Raw genomic sequence first — 16,874 nt, 5'->3', positions numbered from 1 at the left:
CATTCCCAGGTCAGGACACTCTGATGTAGGAAGTCGGGGGATCGAATCACATCAGGAGTTAGTCAGTGAGCGCCATGTCTCTTGCCCTGCTGCTGACCACGGCCGCTGCCACGGCCGTGGGCGCTGCTGCGCTGCACGCCGTCCACGGCCTGCGCAAGCAGGTCACGGCCCTGCGCCGTGAGCTGGTCGTATCGGCCCACCCCCGCGCCGCGACCGTCCCGCACGCCCGCAGCGCCGTGGATTCGCCCGCCGCGGAGATACGAGCCGCCGTGGCCGAGGCCCTCGCCGAGGAGCGCGAGCGCGAGCTCGCCGAGGCGCGTGCCTTCTGGGCCGCCCAGGAGGCCCGCGACGCCGCCGACGCCCCCTCCCTGCTGGGCGGCCTGCCCGGCCTCGGTGGCGAGGACAGCCCGGTCTTCCTGCCCCGGCAGGCCGACATGGCCGGACTGGAGCCGGTGCTCGGCGACGAGCTCGACGAATACCCGGTGTACCCCGAGGATTCGGCCGAGCTGGCCGCCGCCCGCCGGCGCCACCCCTCGCACCCCGACTTCGTACCGGCCCAGGCCTCGCACCCCGGCGCCGACCACGAGCGCACGGTCAGCCGCCTGGAGGAGCTCGCACAGGCCCGTACGGCCCTCGCGGACGTCCGCCCCGGCCCGCTGGGCACCCTGGACGTGTACGTCTTCACGGACGGCACCACGCTGTGCATGACCCCGGGTCACCGGGAGACCGCGGAGCGCCTGGCCGAGGCCCTGCGCTCGGGGACCGCGCCGGTCCTGCTGGGCGGCTCGGGCATCTCCGGCGCCTACGCGCTGACCTTCTCCTGCGGTGACTCCGAGGACCCCGACAACAACGTCTACATCCTCGCGGACCGCGTCATCGCATCGCTCTGACTTCCGCCTGCTCCACCAGCCGCACGGCCTCGTCCAGCAACTCGGACGGGGCCGTCGTGCCGTCCCCCTCGGGTACGCCGCGCAGCGCCTCGGCGAGGTCCTGCCCGGCCACCGCCACCTGGTCCCCGACGACGAACACCCCGGCGTCGGGCATCCGGCGCGCCGGAGCCGCCCCCGCGGGGTCCTCCAGCCGCTGTGCCCGCGCGGCGAGCTCCCGGGCCAGCTCCAGCGCCTCGGCGGCCGCTCCGCGCTGCAGACGGCTCTGCGGCGCGGCCCGCAGCCGGTCGGCGAAACGCTCCACGGCAGCGGTCAGGGGCGAAGTATCAAGCACCCGGCCGACCTTACGCGCCGTCCGGGCGCCATTGCCAACGGGCGAACTCTCCGGCACGGTGGCGTGAAGAGAACAGCACGGCGATACCTCCGGAGGCGCCCATGTCCGTAGAGTTCTCCGAGCAGACACACCGCAACATGATCGACAGAATTCCCCAGAGCACCGGTCGTGAGGTCTCCGACTGGCTCCGCGCCGTGGACGACGGGCCCTCCCTCGTCCGGTTCGAGGAGAAGGTCAGCTGGCTCCTCGGCGCGCATGAGCTGTCGTACGGCCAGGCCAAGGCGATCATCCACGAGTACGACCTGCGCAGGGCCGCCCGCAGACTCGGCTGAGCCCCTGCCGGTCCCCTTCCGAATCCCCCGACCCCCGTAGCCCTCACAGACACGCGAAGGCCCCGCGAGCAGTGCGCTCGCGGGACCTTCGCCGTGCTCGTCGCCGCAGCGGACGGCGGCCGTGTTAGTCGCCCTTGAGGATCGACAGCACGCGCAGCATCTCCAGGTAGATCCACACCAGGGTCATGGTGAGGCCGAAGGCCGCCAGCCAGGACTCCTCGCGCGGGGCGCCGTACGTCACGCCGTCCTCGACCTGCTTGAAGTCGAGGGCGAGGAAGCAGGCGCCGAGGATGATGCCGATGATGCCGAAGACGATGCCGAGGCCGCCGCTGCGGAAGCCGAGGCCGTCGCCGCCGCCGAACATCGAGAACAGCAGGTTGACGACCATGAGCAGGACGAAGCCCATGGCCGCGGCCATCACGAAGCCGTAGAAGCGGCGGGTCACGCGGATCCAGCGCATCTTGTAGGCGAACAGCACGCCGGCGAAGACGCACATCGTGCCCAGGACGGCCTGGATGACCACGCCCTCGCTGATGTAGGTGCTGGTGGCCGAGCTGATGACGCCGAGGAAGACGCCCTCGAAGGCCGCGTAGGCCAGGATCAGCGCCGGGACCGGCTTGCGCTTGAAGGACTGGATCATCGCGAAGACGAACGCGACGAGCGCCGCGACGACGGCGATGCCGTACGACTTGTTGATGTTGGCCGGGTCGACCGGCAGCGTGAGCCAGGAGATGACGGCCGTCAGGACGACGGTGCCGAGCGTCAGGGACGTACGGCTCACGACGTCGTCGATGGTCATCGCGTTGGCGCGCGCCGGCGCCTGCGGCATGCCCGTGGACGGGTCGGTCGCGTACGGGTTGGTCGCGTACGGGTTGGCGGCGGTCCCGGCCTGCTGGTGCTGCTGCGTGCCGAAGCCCGCGTAGCCACCGTTGTCGCGGCTGAACCCCCGTCGCGAGAAGACCGGGTTACTGCTCCTCATCTCACTCCTCCATGGCCACCGTGCGCGGCCTTGCATCAAGAGTAATGCGTTAGCAAAGGAAGCACGCTACTGCTGAAGGAGGATCTTAAGAGAAGGCATGGCAAAACGCAGAGGATGATTGAGGAGGATCCCCTGCGAAGTCGCACAAGAGTCGCGAGAGTGCCCGGAGCCGGACTTGAACCGGCACGACCCGAAGGTCAGCGAGGTTTAAGCTCGCCGTGTCTGCATTCCACCATCCGGGCAGGCTGGCGACTCCCGTGCAGAAAAGCCTTGAACGCTGTCCCGAGCCTATCCGGAACACCCTCATCGCCAGACGGCCGGCAATCCGATGTTGTCTGATTTTATTGATGTTTGATGGGTCGTCAGGCCCGAGAAAGCACGGTCGGCCCCGGTACGGACGGCGATCACCGGTGCCACGGGAATGACGGGATTTCGATGGCTCCCGCCACCCGCCCGCCACCCTCCACGCCACCCCGGGCCACCCCCGGCCTCCGCGGGCGGACCCGGACGCCCCTCAGACGCCCGTCGGACGCCCGTCGGACATCCGTCGGACATCCCTCGGACGCCCCCGAACCGCGTCAGGGGCCGCGTCATACCAAAGGAGGAGGCGGGCAGCCCTCCGGTCAGTCTCGAGTGGGCCGTGGAACGGGCACACCGGCTGATCCGGAACGGGGGTGTCCGCGGCGAGGATTGACGTGTCCCGCCCCACCGCAGCACCCGCTCGACAGGAGTCCCTCCGTGACCGCCATGAACTACGCCCCGCAGCACACCGCCCAGGCCGTGGCCGCACGCGCCACGCAGCTCTCCAAGGTGTACGGCCAGGGCGAGACCCAGGTGGTCGCGCTCGACAACGTCTCCGTCGACTTCGGCCAGGGGCAGTTCACCGCGATCATGGGCCCCTCCGGCTCCGGCAAGTCCACGCTGATGCACTGCGTCGCCGGCCTGGACACCTTCTCCGCCGGCTCCGTGCGCATCGGCGAGACCGAGCTGGGCACCCTGAAGGACAAGCAGCTCACGCAGCTGCGCCGGGACAAGATCGGCTTCATCTTCCAGGCCTTCAACCTGCTGCCGACGCTGACGGCCCTGGAGAACATCACGCTCCCCATGGACATCGCCGGCCGCAAGCCCGACAAGCAGTGGCTGGACACCGTGATCCGGATGGTCGGCCTCTCCGACCGCCTGTCCCACCGCCCCACCCAGCTCTCCGGCGGCCAGCAGCAGCGCGTGGCCGTGGCCCGCGCCCTGGCCTCCCGCCCCGAGATCATCTTCGGCGACGAGCCCACCGGCAACCTCGACTCCCGCTCCGGCGCCGAGGTCCTCGGCTTCCTGCGCAACTCGGTGCGCGAGCTCGGCCAGACCGTCGTCATGGTCACCCACGACCCGGTCGCCGCCTCCTACGCGGACCGCGTCATCTTCCTCGCCGACGGCCGCATCGTCGACGAGATGACCAGCCCGACCGCCGACGGCGTGCTCGACCGCATGAAGGCCTTCGACGCCAAGGGCCGTACCAGCTGAGGCTTCGCGCCCGGCTCCGCCTCCGCTGACCCCCGACTCCCTGGACTCCTCCACCATGTTCCGTACCGCCCTGCGCAACGTCCTCGCGCACAAGGCCAGGCTGTTGATGACGGTGCTCGCCGTCGTCCTCGGCGTCGCCTTCGTCTCCGGCACCCTCGTCTTCACCGACACCCTCGGCACATCGCTGCGCGGCCAGTCCGCGAAGAGCTACGAAGGCGTCGCGGTCTCCGTCACCTCCTACGGCCAGAGCCGCGACGACAACGGCCAGAAGGAGGGCGAGCCCGGCATCAGCCAGCAGACCCTCGACAAGGTCAGGGCCGTCAAGGGCGTCGACGCCGTGAGCGGCCGGGTCGGCGGCTTCGCCGGCGTCGGCGACGAGAACGGCAAACTGATCGGCCAGGGCTGGTCCAACAAGGGCTCCAACTTCGTCCCCGTCAAGGACGGCAAGGACCCGCGGTACACCTTCACCGAAGGCACCGGCCCGGCCCAGGACGGGCAGATCGCCCTCGACAAGGAGACCGCGTCCAAGGGCGGGTACGCGGTCGGCGACCAGGTCCGCGTCGCCACCAACGGCCCGGTCAAGGAGTACGCCCTCGCCGGCGTCTTCACCACCGAGGACGGCTCGGTCAACGCGGGCGGCAGCCTGGTGCTGTTCGACACCGCCGTCGCGCAGCAGCTGTACCTGAAGCCCGGCTTCTACCAGGAACTCTCCGTCAGCGCCCAGGCCGGCACCACCGCCGACCAGCTGCTCTCCGAGATCAAGCCGCAGCTCGACGGCAAGAACACCAAGGCCCAGACCGGCGCCCAGCTCGCCAAGGAGGAGGCCAAGGGGATCGAGGAGGGCATGAGCGGCATGAACACCATGCTGCTGATGTTCGCCTTCATCGCGCTCTTCGTCGGCGTCTTCCTGATCTACAACACGTTCACCATGCTGGTCACCCAGCGCACCAAGGAGCTGGCCCTGCTGCGCGCCGTCGGCGCCAACCGCGGTCAGGTCATGCGCTCGGTGCTCGCCGAGGCCCTGGTCGTGGGCATCACCTCCGCCGCGATCGGCCTCGCCACCGGCATCGGCCTCGCGGTGGGCATGCGCTCCCTGATGGACTCCCTCGGCGCCAAGATCCCGGCCGGCGACCTGGTGATCGCGCCGGGCACGATCGTCGCGGCCCTGGTCATCGGCGTCCTCGTCACCGTCCTCGCCGCGCTGCTGCCCGCCTGGCGCACCGGCCGGATCGCCCCGGTCGCGGCCATGGGCAGCGCCCACCTGCCGGCCAGCGCGAAGTCCCTCGTCCTGCGCAACGTCATCGGCAGCCTCCTCGGCCTGCTCGGCGTCGGCGTGGTCATGCTGGGCGTGTCCATGGGCGGCGACGGCCGGATGGTCATCGGCGCCGGCGCGTTCTTCCTGCTCATCGGCCTGATCGTGCTGCTGCCGCTGCTGTCGCGGCCGGTCATCTCGGCCCTGCGGCCCCCGCTGCAGAAGATCTTCGGGGTGCCCGGCAAGCTGGCCGCGCAGAACGCCCTGCGCAACCCGCGCCGTACGGCCGTCACGGCCGCCTCGCTGGCCATCGGCCTGACCCTGGTCACCGCGCTCTCGGTCGTCGGCATCACCATGGGCAAGGCCGTGGACCGGATGAGCACGGACAAGATCAAGGCCGACTACAAGATCTCCATGAACGGCGGCATCGGCAGCCTGGACAAGTCGGTCGCCGAGGCCCTGACGAAGGCCCCCGGCATCAAGGCCGTCTCCCCGCAGACCGCCTCCTCGCTGAAGATCGGCGACGAATTCCACTCGGCGTCGGGCGTCAACCCGGCCGCCATCGCCGAGATGCTCAACGTCGACGTCGTCAGCGGCTCGCTGAGCAGCCTGGGCAAGGGCGAGGTCGCCGTCGCGGACAAGACCGCGACGAAGGCCAACCTCTCGGTCGGCTCGACGTTCGAGGTCATGTACGACGACGGCCAGAAGGGCACGCTCAAGGTCGGCGCGGTCTACAAGGACCTGGGCGGCCTGCTCTCCCCGTACGTCCTCGACGACAAAGTCCTCACCGCGCACACCGACGACCCCTACATCCCCGAGGTGTACGTCAACGCCACCGGCGGCGAGTCCAAGGCCGGCGAGAAGGCCATCCTGGACGCGCTCGGCAACAACCCGGCGATCGGCATCGCGACCCAGCAGGACATGCGCAACGAGATGGGCGGCATCGTCAACCTGGCGCTGAACATCATGTACGGCCTGCTCGGCATGGCCCTGATCATCTCGGTGCTGGGCGTGGTCAACACCCTCGCGATGTCCGTCTTCGAGCGCAAGCAGGAGATCGGCATGCTGCGGGCGATCGGTCTCGACCGCAGCCGGGTCAAGAACATGATCCGCCTGGAGGCCGTGGTCATCTCGCTGTTCGGCGCGATCCTCGGCATCGGCGTCGGCGTCTTCCTCGCCTGGGCCGTCGGCACCACCTTCAGCAAGTCCATCGAGGGCTACGAGCTGGTCATCCCGTACGACCGGATCGGCCTCTTCCTGCTGCTCGCCGGCGTGGTGGGGGTCCTGGCCGCCATGTGGCCCGCCCGCAGCGCGGCCCGGCTGAACATGCTGACCGCCATCAAGACCGAGTAGCCCGGCGGTACGCCGCCGCACGCGGCGCGGCACTCAAGGGACACGGAAGGGCCCCGGGGCAACACGCCCCGGGGCCCTTCCCGTTGTCCCGTACGGGTCCTACGCGCCCCAGGTGCGCAGGCGCAGCGGCAGTCCCGAGTCGCCGCCCGGCCCGGGTTTGACGGCGAGGACCTGGTTGACCCCGAGCCGGCCGTGCTCGAAGCCGAGCGCCGAGGCCGCCATGTACAGCAGCCAGACCCTGGCGCGCCCGGGCGAGGTGAGGCGTACGGCCTCGTCCCGGTTCGCCTCCAGCCGGGCCACCCAGGCCCGCAGGGTGAGCGCGTAGTGCTCGCGCAGCGCCTCCACGTCGCGGACCTCGAAGCCGGCCCGCTCCAGCTCGCCGACGGTGGTGCCGAGCGGGGAGAGTTCCCCGTCGGGGAAGACGTAGGCGTCGATGAACTCGTCGACCCGGTACGCCTCCTCGTCCGGCTCGGGGGGCCGGGCGATCTGGTGGTTCAGCAGCCGGCCGGCGGGGCTCAGCAGGGCGTGCAGGGTGCGGGCGTACTCGCGGTAGCGGTCGGCGCCGACGTGCTCGGCCATGCCGATCGACGAAATGGCTTCGTACGGGCCGTCCTTGACGTCCCGGTAGTCCTGCACCCGGATCTCGACCAGGTCGGCCAGGCCCTCCTCGGCGACGCGCTTGCGGGCGTACGCGGCCTGCTCGACGGAGAGCGTGATGCCGGTGACCCGGGCGCCGTACTCGCGGGCCGCGTGCAGGGCCATGGAGCCCCAGCCGCAGCCGACGTCCAGGAGCCGCTCCCCCGGCCGCAGGGCGAGCTTCTTGCAGACGAGGTCGAGCTTGTCGCGCTGGGCGTCCTCCAGGGTCGCGCCGGGGCTCCAGTAGGCGCAGGAGTACACCATGGAGGGGCCGAGGACATGGCCGTAGAACGCGTTGCCGACGTCGTAGTGGTGGCTGACGGCCGCGCGGTCGCGGCCCTTGGAGTGCGGGGGGCCGCCGCGGCGGACGGCCTCCTCGGGCGGCGGCGCCGGCGCGGGCCACGGCCGCGCGAGCCGCAGCAGGTCCCCTACGGCGGCCCGTGTGCGCGGATCGCGCAGCAGCGCGAGGCCGCCCGCTGGCCGGGCCTGCTGGGCGGCCGCCACCTCCGCGGAGTGCGGCCGCCGGTCGCGCGCCCAGAGCAGGCCCGCCACCCGGTCCAGCAGCTCGAACAGGTCCCCCTCGACCGTCAGCTCGCCGGCCACCCAGGCCCGGGCCAGCCCCAGTTCGCCCGGCCTCCACAGCATCCGGCGCAGCGCGCGGCGATGACGGAAGACGAGCACGGGTCCGGTGGGCGGGCCCGCCTCGGTGCCGTCCCACGCGCGGACGCGCACGGGCAGGGGGGCGCCCAGCAGGGTCTCGGTAAGAGCGGCAAGCCGCGGCGCGGCGTCGTCCATGCGCACCTCCAGAAGCTCCGCCCCAAGGCTCTACCCCGGCCGGGCTCCGCGTAAGCGGCGCGCCGGAGCGACGGGCGGAAAGGGCGCGCGGACACGCCGAAGGGGCTGCCCGCACCACGGATGGCGGGCAGCCCCTTCGGGGACGTGCTGGTACTGCTCAGGGTCCTGTCGGCCCGCGCCGGGTCAGGAAGCCTTGGCCTTCTGGGCCGGTGCCGCGGCGGCCGGAGCCGGCTTGGCGGCCTCGTAGAACTCCTCGCGGGGGGTCTCCAGCGCACCGAGGGAGACGACCTCGCGCTTGAGGAACATGCCGAGGGTCCAGTCGGCGAAGACGCGGATCTTGCGGTTCCAGGTCGGCATGGCCAGACCGTGGTAGCCACGGTGCATGTACCAGGCCAGCCGGCCCTTGAGCTTGATCTTCATCTTGCCCATGACGATCATCGCGACGCCCTTGTGGAGGCCGAGGCCCGCCACCGCACCCTTGTTGGAGTGCTCGTACTCCTTCTGCGGGAAGCCCCGCATGCCGGAGATCACGTTGTCGCCGAGGACCTTGGCCTGGCGCAGCGCGTGCTGGGCGTTCGGCGGGCACCAGGCGTTCTCGACGCCGGCCTTGCGGGCGGCGACGTCCGGGACCTGGGCGTTGTCGCCCGCGGCCCAGATGTAGTCGCTGCCCTGGACCTGGAGGGTCGGGGCGGTGTCCACGTGGCCGCGCGGGCCGAGCGGCAGGCCGTAGCGGGCCAGCACCGGGTTGGGCTTGACGCCCGCGGTCCACACCAGGGTGCTGGAGTCGACCTCGAGGCCGTTCTTCAGCACCACGTGGCCGTCCACGCAGGAGTCCATGGAGGTGTTGAGGTAGATCTCGATGCCGCGCGACTCGAGGTGCTCCTTGCCCCAGGTGCCGAGCTTGGGCCCGACCTCGGGGAGGATCTTGTCGGCCGCGTCCACCAGGATGAAGCGCATGTCCTCGCGCTTGACGTTGGTGTAGTACTTCGCGGCGTCGCGGGCCATGTCCTCGACCTCGCCTATGGTCTCCGCGCCGGCGAAGCCGCCGCCGACGAAGACGAAGGTGAGGGCCTTGCGGCGGACGTCCTCGTCCGTCGTGGACTCGGCCTTGTCGAGCTGCTCGAGGACGTGGTTGCGCAGGCCTATGCCCTCTTCGACGCCCTTCATGCCGATGCCCTGTTCGGCGAGGCCGGGGATCGGGAAGGTGCGGGAGATGGCGCCGAGCGCGACCACCAGGTAGTCGAAGGGCAGCTCGTACGCCTCGCCGACGAGCGGCGTGACGACGGCGACCTTGCGGTCCTGGTCGATGCTGGTGACCCGGCCGGTGAGAACCTCTGCCTTGGGCAGCACGCGTCGCAGCGGGACGACGACGTGCCGAGGCGAGATGCTGCCTGCGGCCACTTCGGGGAGGAAGGGCTGGTAGGTCATGTACGAGCGCGGGTCGACGACCGTGACGGTCGCCTCGCCGTAACGCATCTTCTTCATGATGCGCTTGGCTGCGTACAGGCCTACGTACCCACCTCCTACAACGAGGATCCTGGGACGCTCCGTGGTGCTCATGGAACGAGTATCCAGCACCCGGAAGGGGGACGCTCGTGAGCCCCTTCACAAGGTGCCGGAAGCCCTCTGCTACACTTCGCCGCCCACGTGACCGAGGTCATGGCACAAAAGGGGAACCAGGGTGTAACGGGAGTCGTTGTTCACCCGTGCTGAACTGGCCTCCAGGGCCGTAAGCGGAGTAGACCACCGGCTTCGTGGATACCTACCGACGAGACCCGACGGCGCCCGCAATTCGCACGAACACTCGCATGAAACGGGCCTGCGGATCTCCGGAACGCCTCGAAGGGCCCTTCCGGCGGCCCCCCAGGCCCCTTTTCCTTGTGAAGAACTTCACGAACTTCATGCGGATCACGGGACTTTCGACCCCCGAGAGGCCTCCCGGGGCCCTCATCCAGGCCCCGTCCAGGCCCCGTCCAGACCCGGTCAAGGCTCACTCAGGCGCGACCGCACCGCGGCGGACCGGCCCCAACGGCGAAGCGCGGTGCCCCTGCGGATGCGCCGGGGCACCGCGCTTCCCACGCCCGAACCGGTCAGGCGGCCACGGACCAGGCGATTCCGTCCGGCATCGCCGGTGAACCCGCACCGATTTGGCGCCGGACAGGCACGTGTACACACCGGCGCGTACACTGCTGTCATGAGTGAGAACGCTGTGACCGTGCGCGAAGCCCGTGCCCATCTCGCGGACCACATCAATCGTGCGGAGCAGGGCGCGCCGACCATAATCACCCGTAACGGCGCTCCGGTGGCCGCCCTGGTCCCCATCGCGGACTTCAACGCGCTCGAAGAGGCAGCCGACGAACTGCTCGCCCGCGAGGCGGAGGCCGTGCTGGCCGAAGGCGGTCCGACCGTAACCATGGCCGAGCTGCTGGCCGACCTGTTCAGCGAACGGGGTGACGGCGCGGCGTGAAGTACGCGTTCCGGTTCACCACCGCGGCACAACGGCAGCTCTGGGCGATCGACAAGCCTGCCGCGATGCGCATCCTCGCCGCACTGACCGCGCTGGGAGACGATCCGTACCGCGAGGACGCCGACGTCAAGAAGCTCACGGGACCGTCCGGCCTCTGCCGGCTCCGGGTGGGCAGCTGCCGGATCGCCTATCAGGTCCTGGACGGCGAGCTCGTCATCCTCGTCGTCGAGGTCGGCGACCGGCGCGACATCTACCGCAACATCTGAGTCCGACGCGACGACGGTGCTCCGGTCGGCCGACCGGAGCACCGTCTTTCAGCGATCCGGCAGGTCAGACCCGCCGCTTGGCGGCCTCGGCCTCTTCTGCGGTCTTGATCGCGATGCCGTCGAGGATGTCGTGTTCCGAGACCACGACCTCCGAGGCCCCGGTCCGCTCCATGATCGCCAGCAGTACCAGGGCACCGGCTGCGATCACGTCCACCCGGCCCGGGTGCATCACCGGGATCGCCGCACGTTCGGCGTGCGTGGCCGTCAGCATCCGCTCGCTGATCTCACGGACCTTCTCGTACGGGATCCGCGCGTGGTGGATCGCCGCCGAGTCGTACTCCGCCAGCCCCAGCGCGATGCCCGCCACCGTGGTCACCGAGCCGGCCAGGCCCACCAGGGTGCGGGCCTCGGCCAGCGGGACCGTCTGCGCGGCCAGGTCCAGCGCCGCCTCGATGTCGGCCCGTATGGCGGCGATCTGCGCCTCGGACGGCGGGTCGGTGACGACCCCGTCCACGACCAGGTGCCGCTCGGTCATCCGTACGCAGCCCACGTCCACGGACCGGGCGGCCCGGACGTGCTCCTCGCCGACCACGAACTCGGTCGAGCCCCCGCCGATGTCCACCACCAGGAACGGCTTCTCGAGGTGATCGGTGCCGGTCAGCTCCTTGGTGGCGCCGGTGAAGGAGAACTCGGCCTCCTGGTCCCCGGAGATCACCTCGGGCTCGACGCCCAGGATGTCCAGGACGCCCCGGACGAACTCGTCGCGGTTCTCGGCGTCCCGCGAGGCCGAGGTGGCCACGAAGCGCAGACGCTGCGCCCCGAGCTCCTTGATGACCGCCGCGTACTCGCGGCACGCCGCGAAGGTGCGCTCCAGCGCCTCCGGGGCGAGCCGGCCGGTCTTGTCCACGCCCTGGCCGAGCCGGACGATCGTCATCCGGCGGTCCAGCTCGACCAGCTCGCCCGTCGCCGGGTCGCAGTCGGCGACCAGCAGGCGGATGGAGTTCGTGCCGCAGTCGATGCCCGCGACCCGGGTCACTCGGCCCCCTCCCCGGCCTTCTTGCCGCCCTTGTCGCCGCACGGGGTGACGCAGGGGCCCTTGGCCCACCACTCGGGCAGCATCGCCAGGGCCTCGTCGCCGAACGGGTTCACGCCGGGGCCGGCGGCCAGCGAGTGGCCCACCAGCACGTGCAGGCACTTGACCCGGTCCGGCATCCCGCCGGCGCTCGGGAAGCCCTGGAGCACCTCGATCGCGTCGCGTCGCGTGATGTAGTCCTCGTGCGCGGCCCGGTAGGCGGCGGCGAGCTCCGGGTCGTCGGCGAGCCGGGCCTGCATCTCCTTCATCACGCCGTTGGCCTCCAGCGTGCCGATGGCACCGGCGGCGCGCGGGCACGTCAGGTAGTACAGCGTCGGGAAGGGCGTGCCGTCGGGGAGCCGCGGGGCGGTCTCCACGACGTCCGGCTGGCCGCAGGGGCAGCGGTGCGCGATGGCGCGCAGCCCGCGCGGCGGGCGGCCGAGCTGCTGCTCGAACGCCTCGATGTCCGCGTCGGTCGGCTCGGTCCGGTCGGTCTGGGGCGGGGGCGTCTGCATGCCTGGAGGAAGTCTCTTCGTTCGTTGTGCTTGGTGTGGGTGGGTCAGTCGCCGGGGCGGTCGGCCTTGTCGACACCGTCCCAGACGTTCGAGTACCAGGGGCGGTCGCTCGCGGACTGTCCGCCGCGACGGTGCTCCGGTGCCTCGGCGCCGGGGTCGGTCATGATGTAGCTGACCTCGCCCGGACGCACGAAGTGCAGGTGCTTGCGCGCCTGTTGCTCCGCGTACGCGTCGTCCTGCCAGCGGGCCTTCTCGTCGCGCAGCCGTTCCAGCCGGGCGCGCGCGGTGACCGCGTCCTTCTGCTGCTTCGCGATCTCCGAGCGCTGGGAGACGTACTGGCGCATCGGATACGCGAGGGCGACGACCAGGGTACAGAGGACGAGCACGAGCAGGGCGGCCCTGCCGGTGAGCCGGCTGCGGCGGACCTGGCGGCGCGACTGCGAGCGGTAGACGTGGGCGGCGGTCCGCTCGCCGAGCTGCCTCAGCCTGGTCGCGGTCGAGAAGGTGGAGAACCGATCCCGGTTCCCGGCCATGGTCCCGCCTCCCCTGTGTCCGCACTACGCAATACGTCCCCGCACACGGTACGGGACCGAGTGCGGGGACGTACGGAAGCCGGGGCGTGATTAGCCCTTGAAGCGGGGGAAGGCCGAGCGGCCCGCGTACACCGCGGCGTCGTCGAGGATCTCCTCGATGCGCAGCAGCTGGTTGTACTTGGCGACGCGGTCCGAGCGGGCCGGGGCGCCGGTCTTGATCTGACCGCAGTTCACGGCGACGGCGAGGTCCGCGATGGTGACGTCCTCGGTCTCACCGGAGCGGTGCGACATCATGCACTTGAAGCCGTTGCGCTGGGCCATCTCGACGGCGTCGAGCGTCTCGGTCAGCGAACCGATCTGGTTCACCTTCACGAGCAGGGCGTTCGCGGAGCCCTCCTCGATGCCGCGGGCCAGGCGCTCCGGGTTGGTGACGAAGAGGTCGTCGCCGACGATCTGGACCTTGGAGCCCAGCTTGTCGGTGAGGGTCTTCCAGCCGGCCCAGTCGTCCTCGTACAGCGGGTCCTCGATGGAGACCATCGGGTACGCGGAGACGAGCTCCTCGTAGTACTCGGTCATCTCGGCGGCCGAGCGGGACTGGCCCTCGAACTCGTACTTGCCGTCCTTGTAGAACTCGGACGCGGCGACGTCGAGCGCGAGCGCGATGTCCTTGCCCGGGACGTAGCCGGCCTGCTTGATGGCCTCGACGATGAGGTCCAGCGCGGCGCGGTTGGACTCCAGGTTCGGGGCGAAGCCGCCCTCGTCGCCCAGACCGGTGGAGAGGCCCTTGGTGTGCAGGACCTTCTTCAGGGTGTGGTAGACCTCGGCACCCCAGCGCAGCGCCTCGGAGAAGGACTCCGCGCCGATCGGGGCGATCATGAACTCCTGGATGTCGACGTTGGAGTCGGCGTGCGACCCACCGTTGAGGATGTTCATCATCGGAACGGGCAGCAGGTGCGCGTTCGGGCCGCCGAGGTAGCGGAAGAGCGGGAGGTCCGAGGCCTCGGACGCGGCGTGCGCGACGGCGAGGGAGACGCCGAGGATGGCGTTGGCGCCGAGCGAGCCCTTGTTGTCGGTGGCGTCCAGGTCGAACATGGCCTGGTCGATCAGGCGCTGCTCGGTGGCGTCGTAGCCGACGAGCTCCGGGCCGATCTGCTCGATGACGGCCAGGACGGCCTTCTCGACGCCCTTGCCGAAGTAACGGTTGGGGTCACCGTCACGCAGCTCGATGGCCTCGAATGCACCGGTGGAGGCGCCGGACGGAACTGCAGCACGGCCGGTGCTGCCATCGTCGAGGCCCACCTCGACCTCGACCGTGGGGTTGCCTCGGGAGTCCAGGATTTCCCGGGCTACGACGACGTCGATGGACGGCACGAGCATCTCCTTCTGGGATGTGACGCTGGATGTGCGGTGGCGTCAGGCCGTGGGATGGCCTCGCCGCCTAGAGCCTAACCGGCTCCGGGCACTGGGCCGGCCGACCGCCCGGGTCCTGGGACGAAAAAGGGTCCGAATACCCCTCTTCCGGGACATAGGTCCCTTGAACATCGGGCTGCCGCCCGCCGCTGGGCCCGGCACGCGCCACCGCCCGGCGCGTCGGGCGGACGCGCCGGGCGGTGGGTGTTACCGCGGGATTCAGCTGAGCTTCAGCTTCTGCCCCGGGAAGATCAGGTCGGCGTCGGACACGATGTCCTTGTTGAGCTCGAAGAGCTTCTCCCAGCCGCCCTTGACGCCGTTGGCATCGGCGATGGTGCCCAGCGTGTCGCCGGACTTGACCTCGTACGAGCCGTTGCCGGTCTTGGGGGCCTCGGACTTCGGCTGGGCCGTGGTCCCGGTCTTCGGCTTGGAGGGGGCCGCGGTCTCGGAGCGCTTGGTCTCCTTCTTCGGCGCGGCCTTCTGCTCCTTCTTGGGCTCGGCCTTCGGCTTGGCCGGGGTCTCGGCCGCGCCGCCGCCGTTGTACGAGGCGCCGGACAGGCCCACGCCACAGGACGGCCAGGCGCCCTTGCCCTGGCCCTTGAGGACCTTCTCAGCGACGGCTATCTGCTGGGCCTTCGAGGCCTGGCTGGCCTGCGCGGCGTACGCCTTGCCACCGTAGGCGGCCCAGGTGGAGGACGAGAACTGCAGACCGCCGTAGTAGCCGTTGCCCGTGTTGATGGCCCAGTTGCCGCCGGACTCGCAGGAGGCGACGCGGTCCCACTCCGAGGCGGTGGCGGCGGAAGCGGTGCCCGCGGCCATCAGGGGGGCCGCGACGGCTACACCGGCGACGCCGGCGAGCGTGACGATGCGGACGGCCTTGGAACCGCGACGGTGCTTGCCCTTGCCGGAAAGCAGCATGGAGTTTCTCCTCACCGACGCCTACGAGGTGAGCTGTCGGGTTCGGGCGAGTGAGTTGCCCGGCGGTGCGACCTAGCGCACCGCTTAACCCCTAGCCGGTGGCGTGACCGTCTCTCAACGGCCGCTCCCGGCACCTACCTTGGTTCCCCCGCTCCTGCCTTCGGCGCTTGACGCGACGACTGTTCCCTCCGTCCGCCGGCAGGATTCGGCGATGCGGTCGAAGGAGCCCGCGGTGGCGAGCGATTCAGAAGGTAGACAGGTCCCTCCCCGATGTTCAACGAGCGCCATCGGGGAGAAACGGGGCCTACTTGCGTCCCTCGGACCAGTGTTTGCGCAGGTGAGGACGGGGTTTGCGGAAGCCTCGGGGCCGGACACGCCAGTTGACCGGAAGAGACACATGTCTCACTTAACTAAACCGGACAATCAGGTGTTTACGGGTGCCCGAACTGCCCCTATTTCTTAGTTAGATCCAGGTTTTGACCGGGCTTGATCAAGTTGGCGTCCTCGCCGATGACCTGCTGGTTGGCCGTATAGAGCGCGTTCCAGCCGCCCTTGAGGTCGTTGGCGTCCGCGATGGCGGCCAGGCTGTCGCCCGGCCGCACGGTGTAGGTCGGGTCCGACGCGGCGTCAGATGTGACGGGCGCCTCGACCGCGGCCTCTCCGCGGTGCTTACCGCCGCCCGCGGCCGGGGCCGCGGGGTCGGTGGAGGCTCCGGGGGCCGCCGGGGCGCTCGGGCCGGCGGCGGGGGTGCTCGGGTCGCCCGGCGCCGTGGGGGCCGTCGGCCCCGTCGAGGGGGCGTTCGGGTCCGTCGGGCCGGTGGCGGGCGCCGTGGGGTCCGTGGCGGGCACCGTCGGGTCGCCCGGGGTCGTCGGGGCGGTCGGGGTCGTCGGGTCGGCCGGGGCGGTCGGGGTCGTCGGCAGGTCCGGGTCCGGCATGACGGGCAGTCCGCTGGGCGGCCCGAGCGGGATGTCGGGCAGCACGAAGGACGGCGAGCCGGAGGGGCTCGGGGAAGCCTGGGCCGGAGCCCCGAAGTCCGTGGCGCGGTCGTCCGAGCCGCCGACCGGTACGGAGCCGTCCGGGCGGGACGCGGACGGGGCGGCGGACCCGCGGCTGCCGGGCCCGCCCGGGTCCACGTCCGCGGCCGGCGCCTGCCGGGTCAGGCCGGCCGGCTCCGCGCACATCGGCCACGCCTGGGGGCCCTGGGAAGCCAGCACCCGTTCGGCGACGGCGATCTGCTGCGAGCGGCTGGCCAGGTCGGCGCGGGTCGCGTAGTCGAGACCGCCGGCGCCCTTCCACTGCTCCTCGGTGAACTGCAGTCCGCCGTAGGCGCCGCTGCCGAAGTTCGCGCTCCAGGTCCCGCCGCTCTCGCACTCGGCGACCTTGTCCCACGTGGAGGCGTCGGCCGCGCTGGCGCCCGTGGCCGCGAGCAGCGGCAGGGCCAGCGCGGAGCCGGTGACTCCGGCGGTGACGACAATCGCGGGGATCTGTCGGGGGCGTCTGTGGCGGCCGTTCCCGGAACGCATGAGGGTGCACCTTTCGCATAACGGCGGGGTAACGGCAGAACCTAGCGGCCTTCGAACGCTTGTCACAAGTTTCGACGGAAACTGACT

16 protein-coding genes, 1 tRNA gene and 1 riboswitch are annotated in these 16,874 nt (G+C 70.7%); of the genes, 6 read left to right on the top strand and 11 right to left on the bottom strand.

Annotated features, from left to right (window positions below; all coding sequences use genetic code 11):
* Positions 1 to 74 precede the first annotated feature (74 nt).
* Positions 75 to 890, top strand: coding sequence for a hypothetical protein (locus ACFWB8_RS16740; protein ID WP_385226715.1), 816 nt, complete (start codon positions 75 to 77; stop codon positions 888 to 890).
* Here the strand turns inward: ACFWB8_RS16740 and ACFWB8_RS16735 are convergent.
* Positions 874 to 1,221: a hypothetical protein gene (locus tag ACFWB8_RS16735; RefSeq protein WP_385226661.1), complete on the bottom strand. Its 348-nt coding sequence runs from the start codon at positions 1,219 to 1,221 to the stop codon at positions 874 to 876. The genes ACFWB8_RS16740 and ACFWB8_RS16735 overlap by 17 nt on opposite strands.
* A 101-nt stretch (positions 1,222 to 1,322) precedes the next feature.
* Here ACFWB8_RS16735 and ACFWB8_RS16730 point away from each other — a divergent pair, with 101 nt between their 5' ends.
* Positions 1,323 to 1,553: a DUF4287 domain-containing protein gene (locus ACFWB8_RS16730; RefSeq protein ID WP_365916646.1), complete on the top strand. Its 231-nt coding sequence runs from the start codon at positions 1,323 to 1,325 to the stop codon at positions 1,551 to 1,553.
* A 124-nt stretch (positions 1,554 to 1,677) separates the two neighbouring features.
* Here the strand turns inward: ACFWB8_RS16730 and ACFWB8_RS16725 are convergent, their stop codons facing one another.
* The gene (locus ACFWB8_RS16725) at positions 1,678 to 2,532 is read right to left on the bottom strand and encodes a Bax inhibitor-1/YccA family protein (protein WP_385226659.1); all 855 of its coding nucleotides are present in this window, start codon (positions 2,530 to 2,532) and stop codon (positions 1,678 to 1,680) included.
* A 160-nt stretch (positions 2,533 to 2,692) separates the two neighbouring features.
* A tRNA-Leu gene (locus ACFWB8_RS16720) sits at positions 2,693 to 2,774 on the bottom strand.
* 505 nt (positions 2,775 to 3,279) lie between these two features.
* Between ACFWB8_RS16720 and ACFWB8_RS16715 the strand changes: the two genes are divergently transcribed.
* Positions 3,280 to 4,047 carry an ABC transporter ATP-binding protein gene (locus tag ACFWB8_RS16715; RefSeq protein WP_385226713.1) on the top strand — a complete coding sequence of 256 codons (768 nt, stop codon included), beginning with the start codon at positions 3,280 to 3,282 and terminating at the stop codon, positions 4,045 to 4,047.
* A gap of 55 nt (positions 4,048 to 4,102) precedes the next feature.
* Positions 4,103 to 6,652 (top strand): ABC transporter permease, encoded by a 2,550-nt coding sequence (locus ACFWB8_RS16710; RefSeq protein WP_385226657.1) that lies wholly within the window; start codon positions 4,103 to 4,105, stop codon positions 6,650 to 6,652.
* A gap of 99 nt (positions 6,653 to 6,751) precedes the next feature.
* Here ACFWB8_RS16710 and ACFWB8_RS16705 read toward each other — a convergent pair whose 3' ends face one another.
* Positions 6,752 to 8,083 (bottom strand): class I SAM-dependent methyltransferase, encoded by a 1,332-nt coding sequence (locus ACFWB8_RS16705; RefSeq protein ID WP_385226655.1) that lies wholly within the window; start codon positions 8,081 to 8,083, stop codon positions 6,752 to 6,754.
* Positions 8,084 to 8,266: 183 nt separating this feature from the next.
* Positions 8,267 to 9,643 (bottom strand): NAD(P)/FAD-dependent oxidoreductase, encoded by a 1,377-nt coding sequence (locus ACFWB8_RS16700; RefSeq protein ID WP_385226653.1) that lies wholly within the window; start codon positions 9,641 to 9,643, stop codon positions 8,267 to 8,269.
* Positions 9,644 to 10,277: 634 nt separating this feature from the next.
* Between ACFWB8_RS16700 and ACFWB8_RS16695 the strand changes: the two genes are divergently transcribed.
* On the top strand, positions 10,278 to 10,550 hold the full coding sequence (locus ACFWB8_RS16695; protein WP_134073792.1) for a type II toxin-antitoxin system Phd/YefM family antitoxin: 273 nt from the start codon (positions 10,278 to 10,280) through the stop codon (positions 10,548 to 10,550).
* Positions 10,547 to 10,816 carry a type II toxin-antitoxin system RelE/ParE family toxin gene (locus tag ACFWB8_RS16690; RefSeq protein ID WP_385226651.1) on the top strand — a complete coding sequence of 90 codons (270 nt, stop codon included), beginning with the start codon at positions 10,547 to 10,549 and terminating at the stop codon, positions 10,814 to 10,816. Before ACFWB8_RS16695 ends, ACFWB8_RS16690 begins: the two co-directional genes overlap by 4 nt.
* 64 nt (positions 10,817 to 10,880) lie before the next feature.
* Here the strand turns inward: ACFWB8_RS16690 and ACFWB8_RS16685 are convergent, their stop codons facing one another.
* The 6 genes from ACFWB8_RS16685 to ACFWB8_RS16660 form a co-directional block, all read right to left on the bottom strand.
* Positions 10,881 to 11,852 (bottom strand): exopolyphosphatase, encoded by a 972-nt coding sequence (locus tag ACFWB8_RS16685; RefSeq protein ID WP_385226649.1) that lies wholly within the window; start codon positions 11,850 to 11,852, stop codon positions 10,881 to 10,883.
* Complete coding sequence (locus tag ACFWB8_RS16680; RefSeq protein WP_385226647.1) at positions 11,849 to 12,403, bottom strand: DUF501 domain-containing protein; 555 nt, start codon at positions 12,401 to 12,403, stop codon at positions 11,849 to 11,851. The genes ACFWB8_RS16685 and ACFWB8_RS16680 overlap by 4 nt, the downstream gene beginning before the upstream one ends.
* A gap of 44 nt (positions 12,404 to 12,447) precedes the next feature.
* On the bottom strand, positions 12,448 to 12,936 hold the full coding sequence (locus ACFWB8_RS16675; RefSeq protein WP_385226645.1) for a septum formation initiator family protein: 489 nt from the start codon (positions 12,934 to 12,936) through the stop codon (positions 12,448 to 12,450).
* A 90-nt stretch (positions 12,937 to 13,026) separates the two neighbouring features.
* Positions 13,027 to 14,313 (bottom strand): phosphopyruvate hydratase, encoded by a 1,287-nt coding sequence (gene eno / locus ACFWB8_RS16670; RefSeq protein ID WP_385226643.1) that lies wholly within the window; start codon positions 14,311 to 14,313, stop codon positions 13,027 to 13,029.
* A gap of 252 nt (positions 14,314 to 14,565) precedes the next feature.
* A complete protein-coding gene (locus ACFWB8_RS16665; RefSeq protein ID WP_385226641.1) occupies positions 14,566 to 15,264 on the bottom strand; it encodes a transglycosylase family protein in 699 nt (232 codons plus the stop codon).
* 3 nt (positions 15,265 to 15,267) lie between these two features.
* Positions 15,268 to 15,440: riboswitch (cyclic di-AMP (ydaO/yuaA leader) on the bottom strand.
* A gap of 276 nt (positions 15,441 to 15,716) precedes the next feature.
* Positions 15,717 to 16,787, bottom strand: a complete 1,071-nt coding sequence (locus ACFWB8_RS16660; protein ID WP_385226639.1) for a transglycosylase family protein — start codon at positions 16,785 to 16,787, stop codon at positions 15,717 to 15,719.
* Between the last annotated feature and the right edge of the window lie 87 nt (positions 16,788 to 16,874).

This window comes from Streptomyces sp. NPDC060031 (genome assembly GCF_042736805.1).
Taxonomy (GTDB): Bacteria; Actinomycetota; Actinomycetes; order Streptomycetales; family Streptomycetaceae; genus Streptomyces.
Note: the sequence above shows the minus strand (reverse complement) of the source record. Positions and strands in the feature narration are given on the sequence as shown.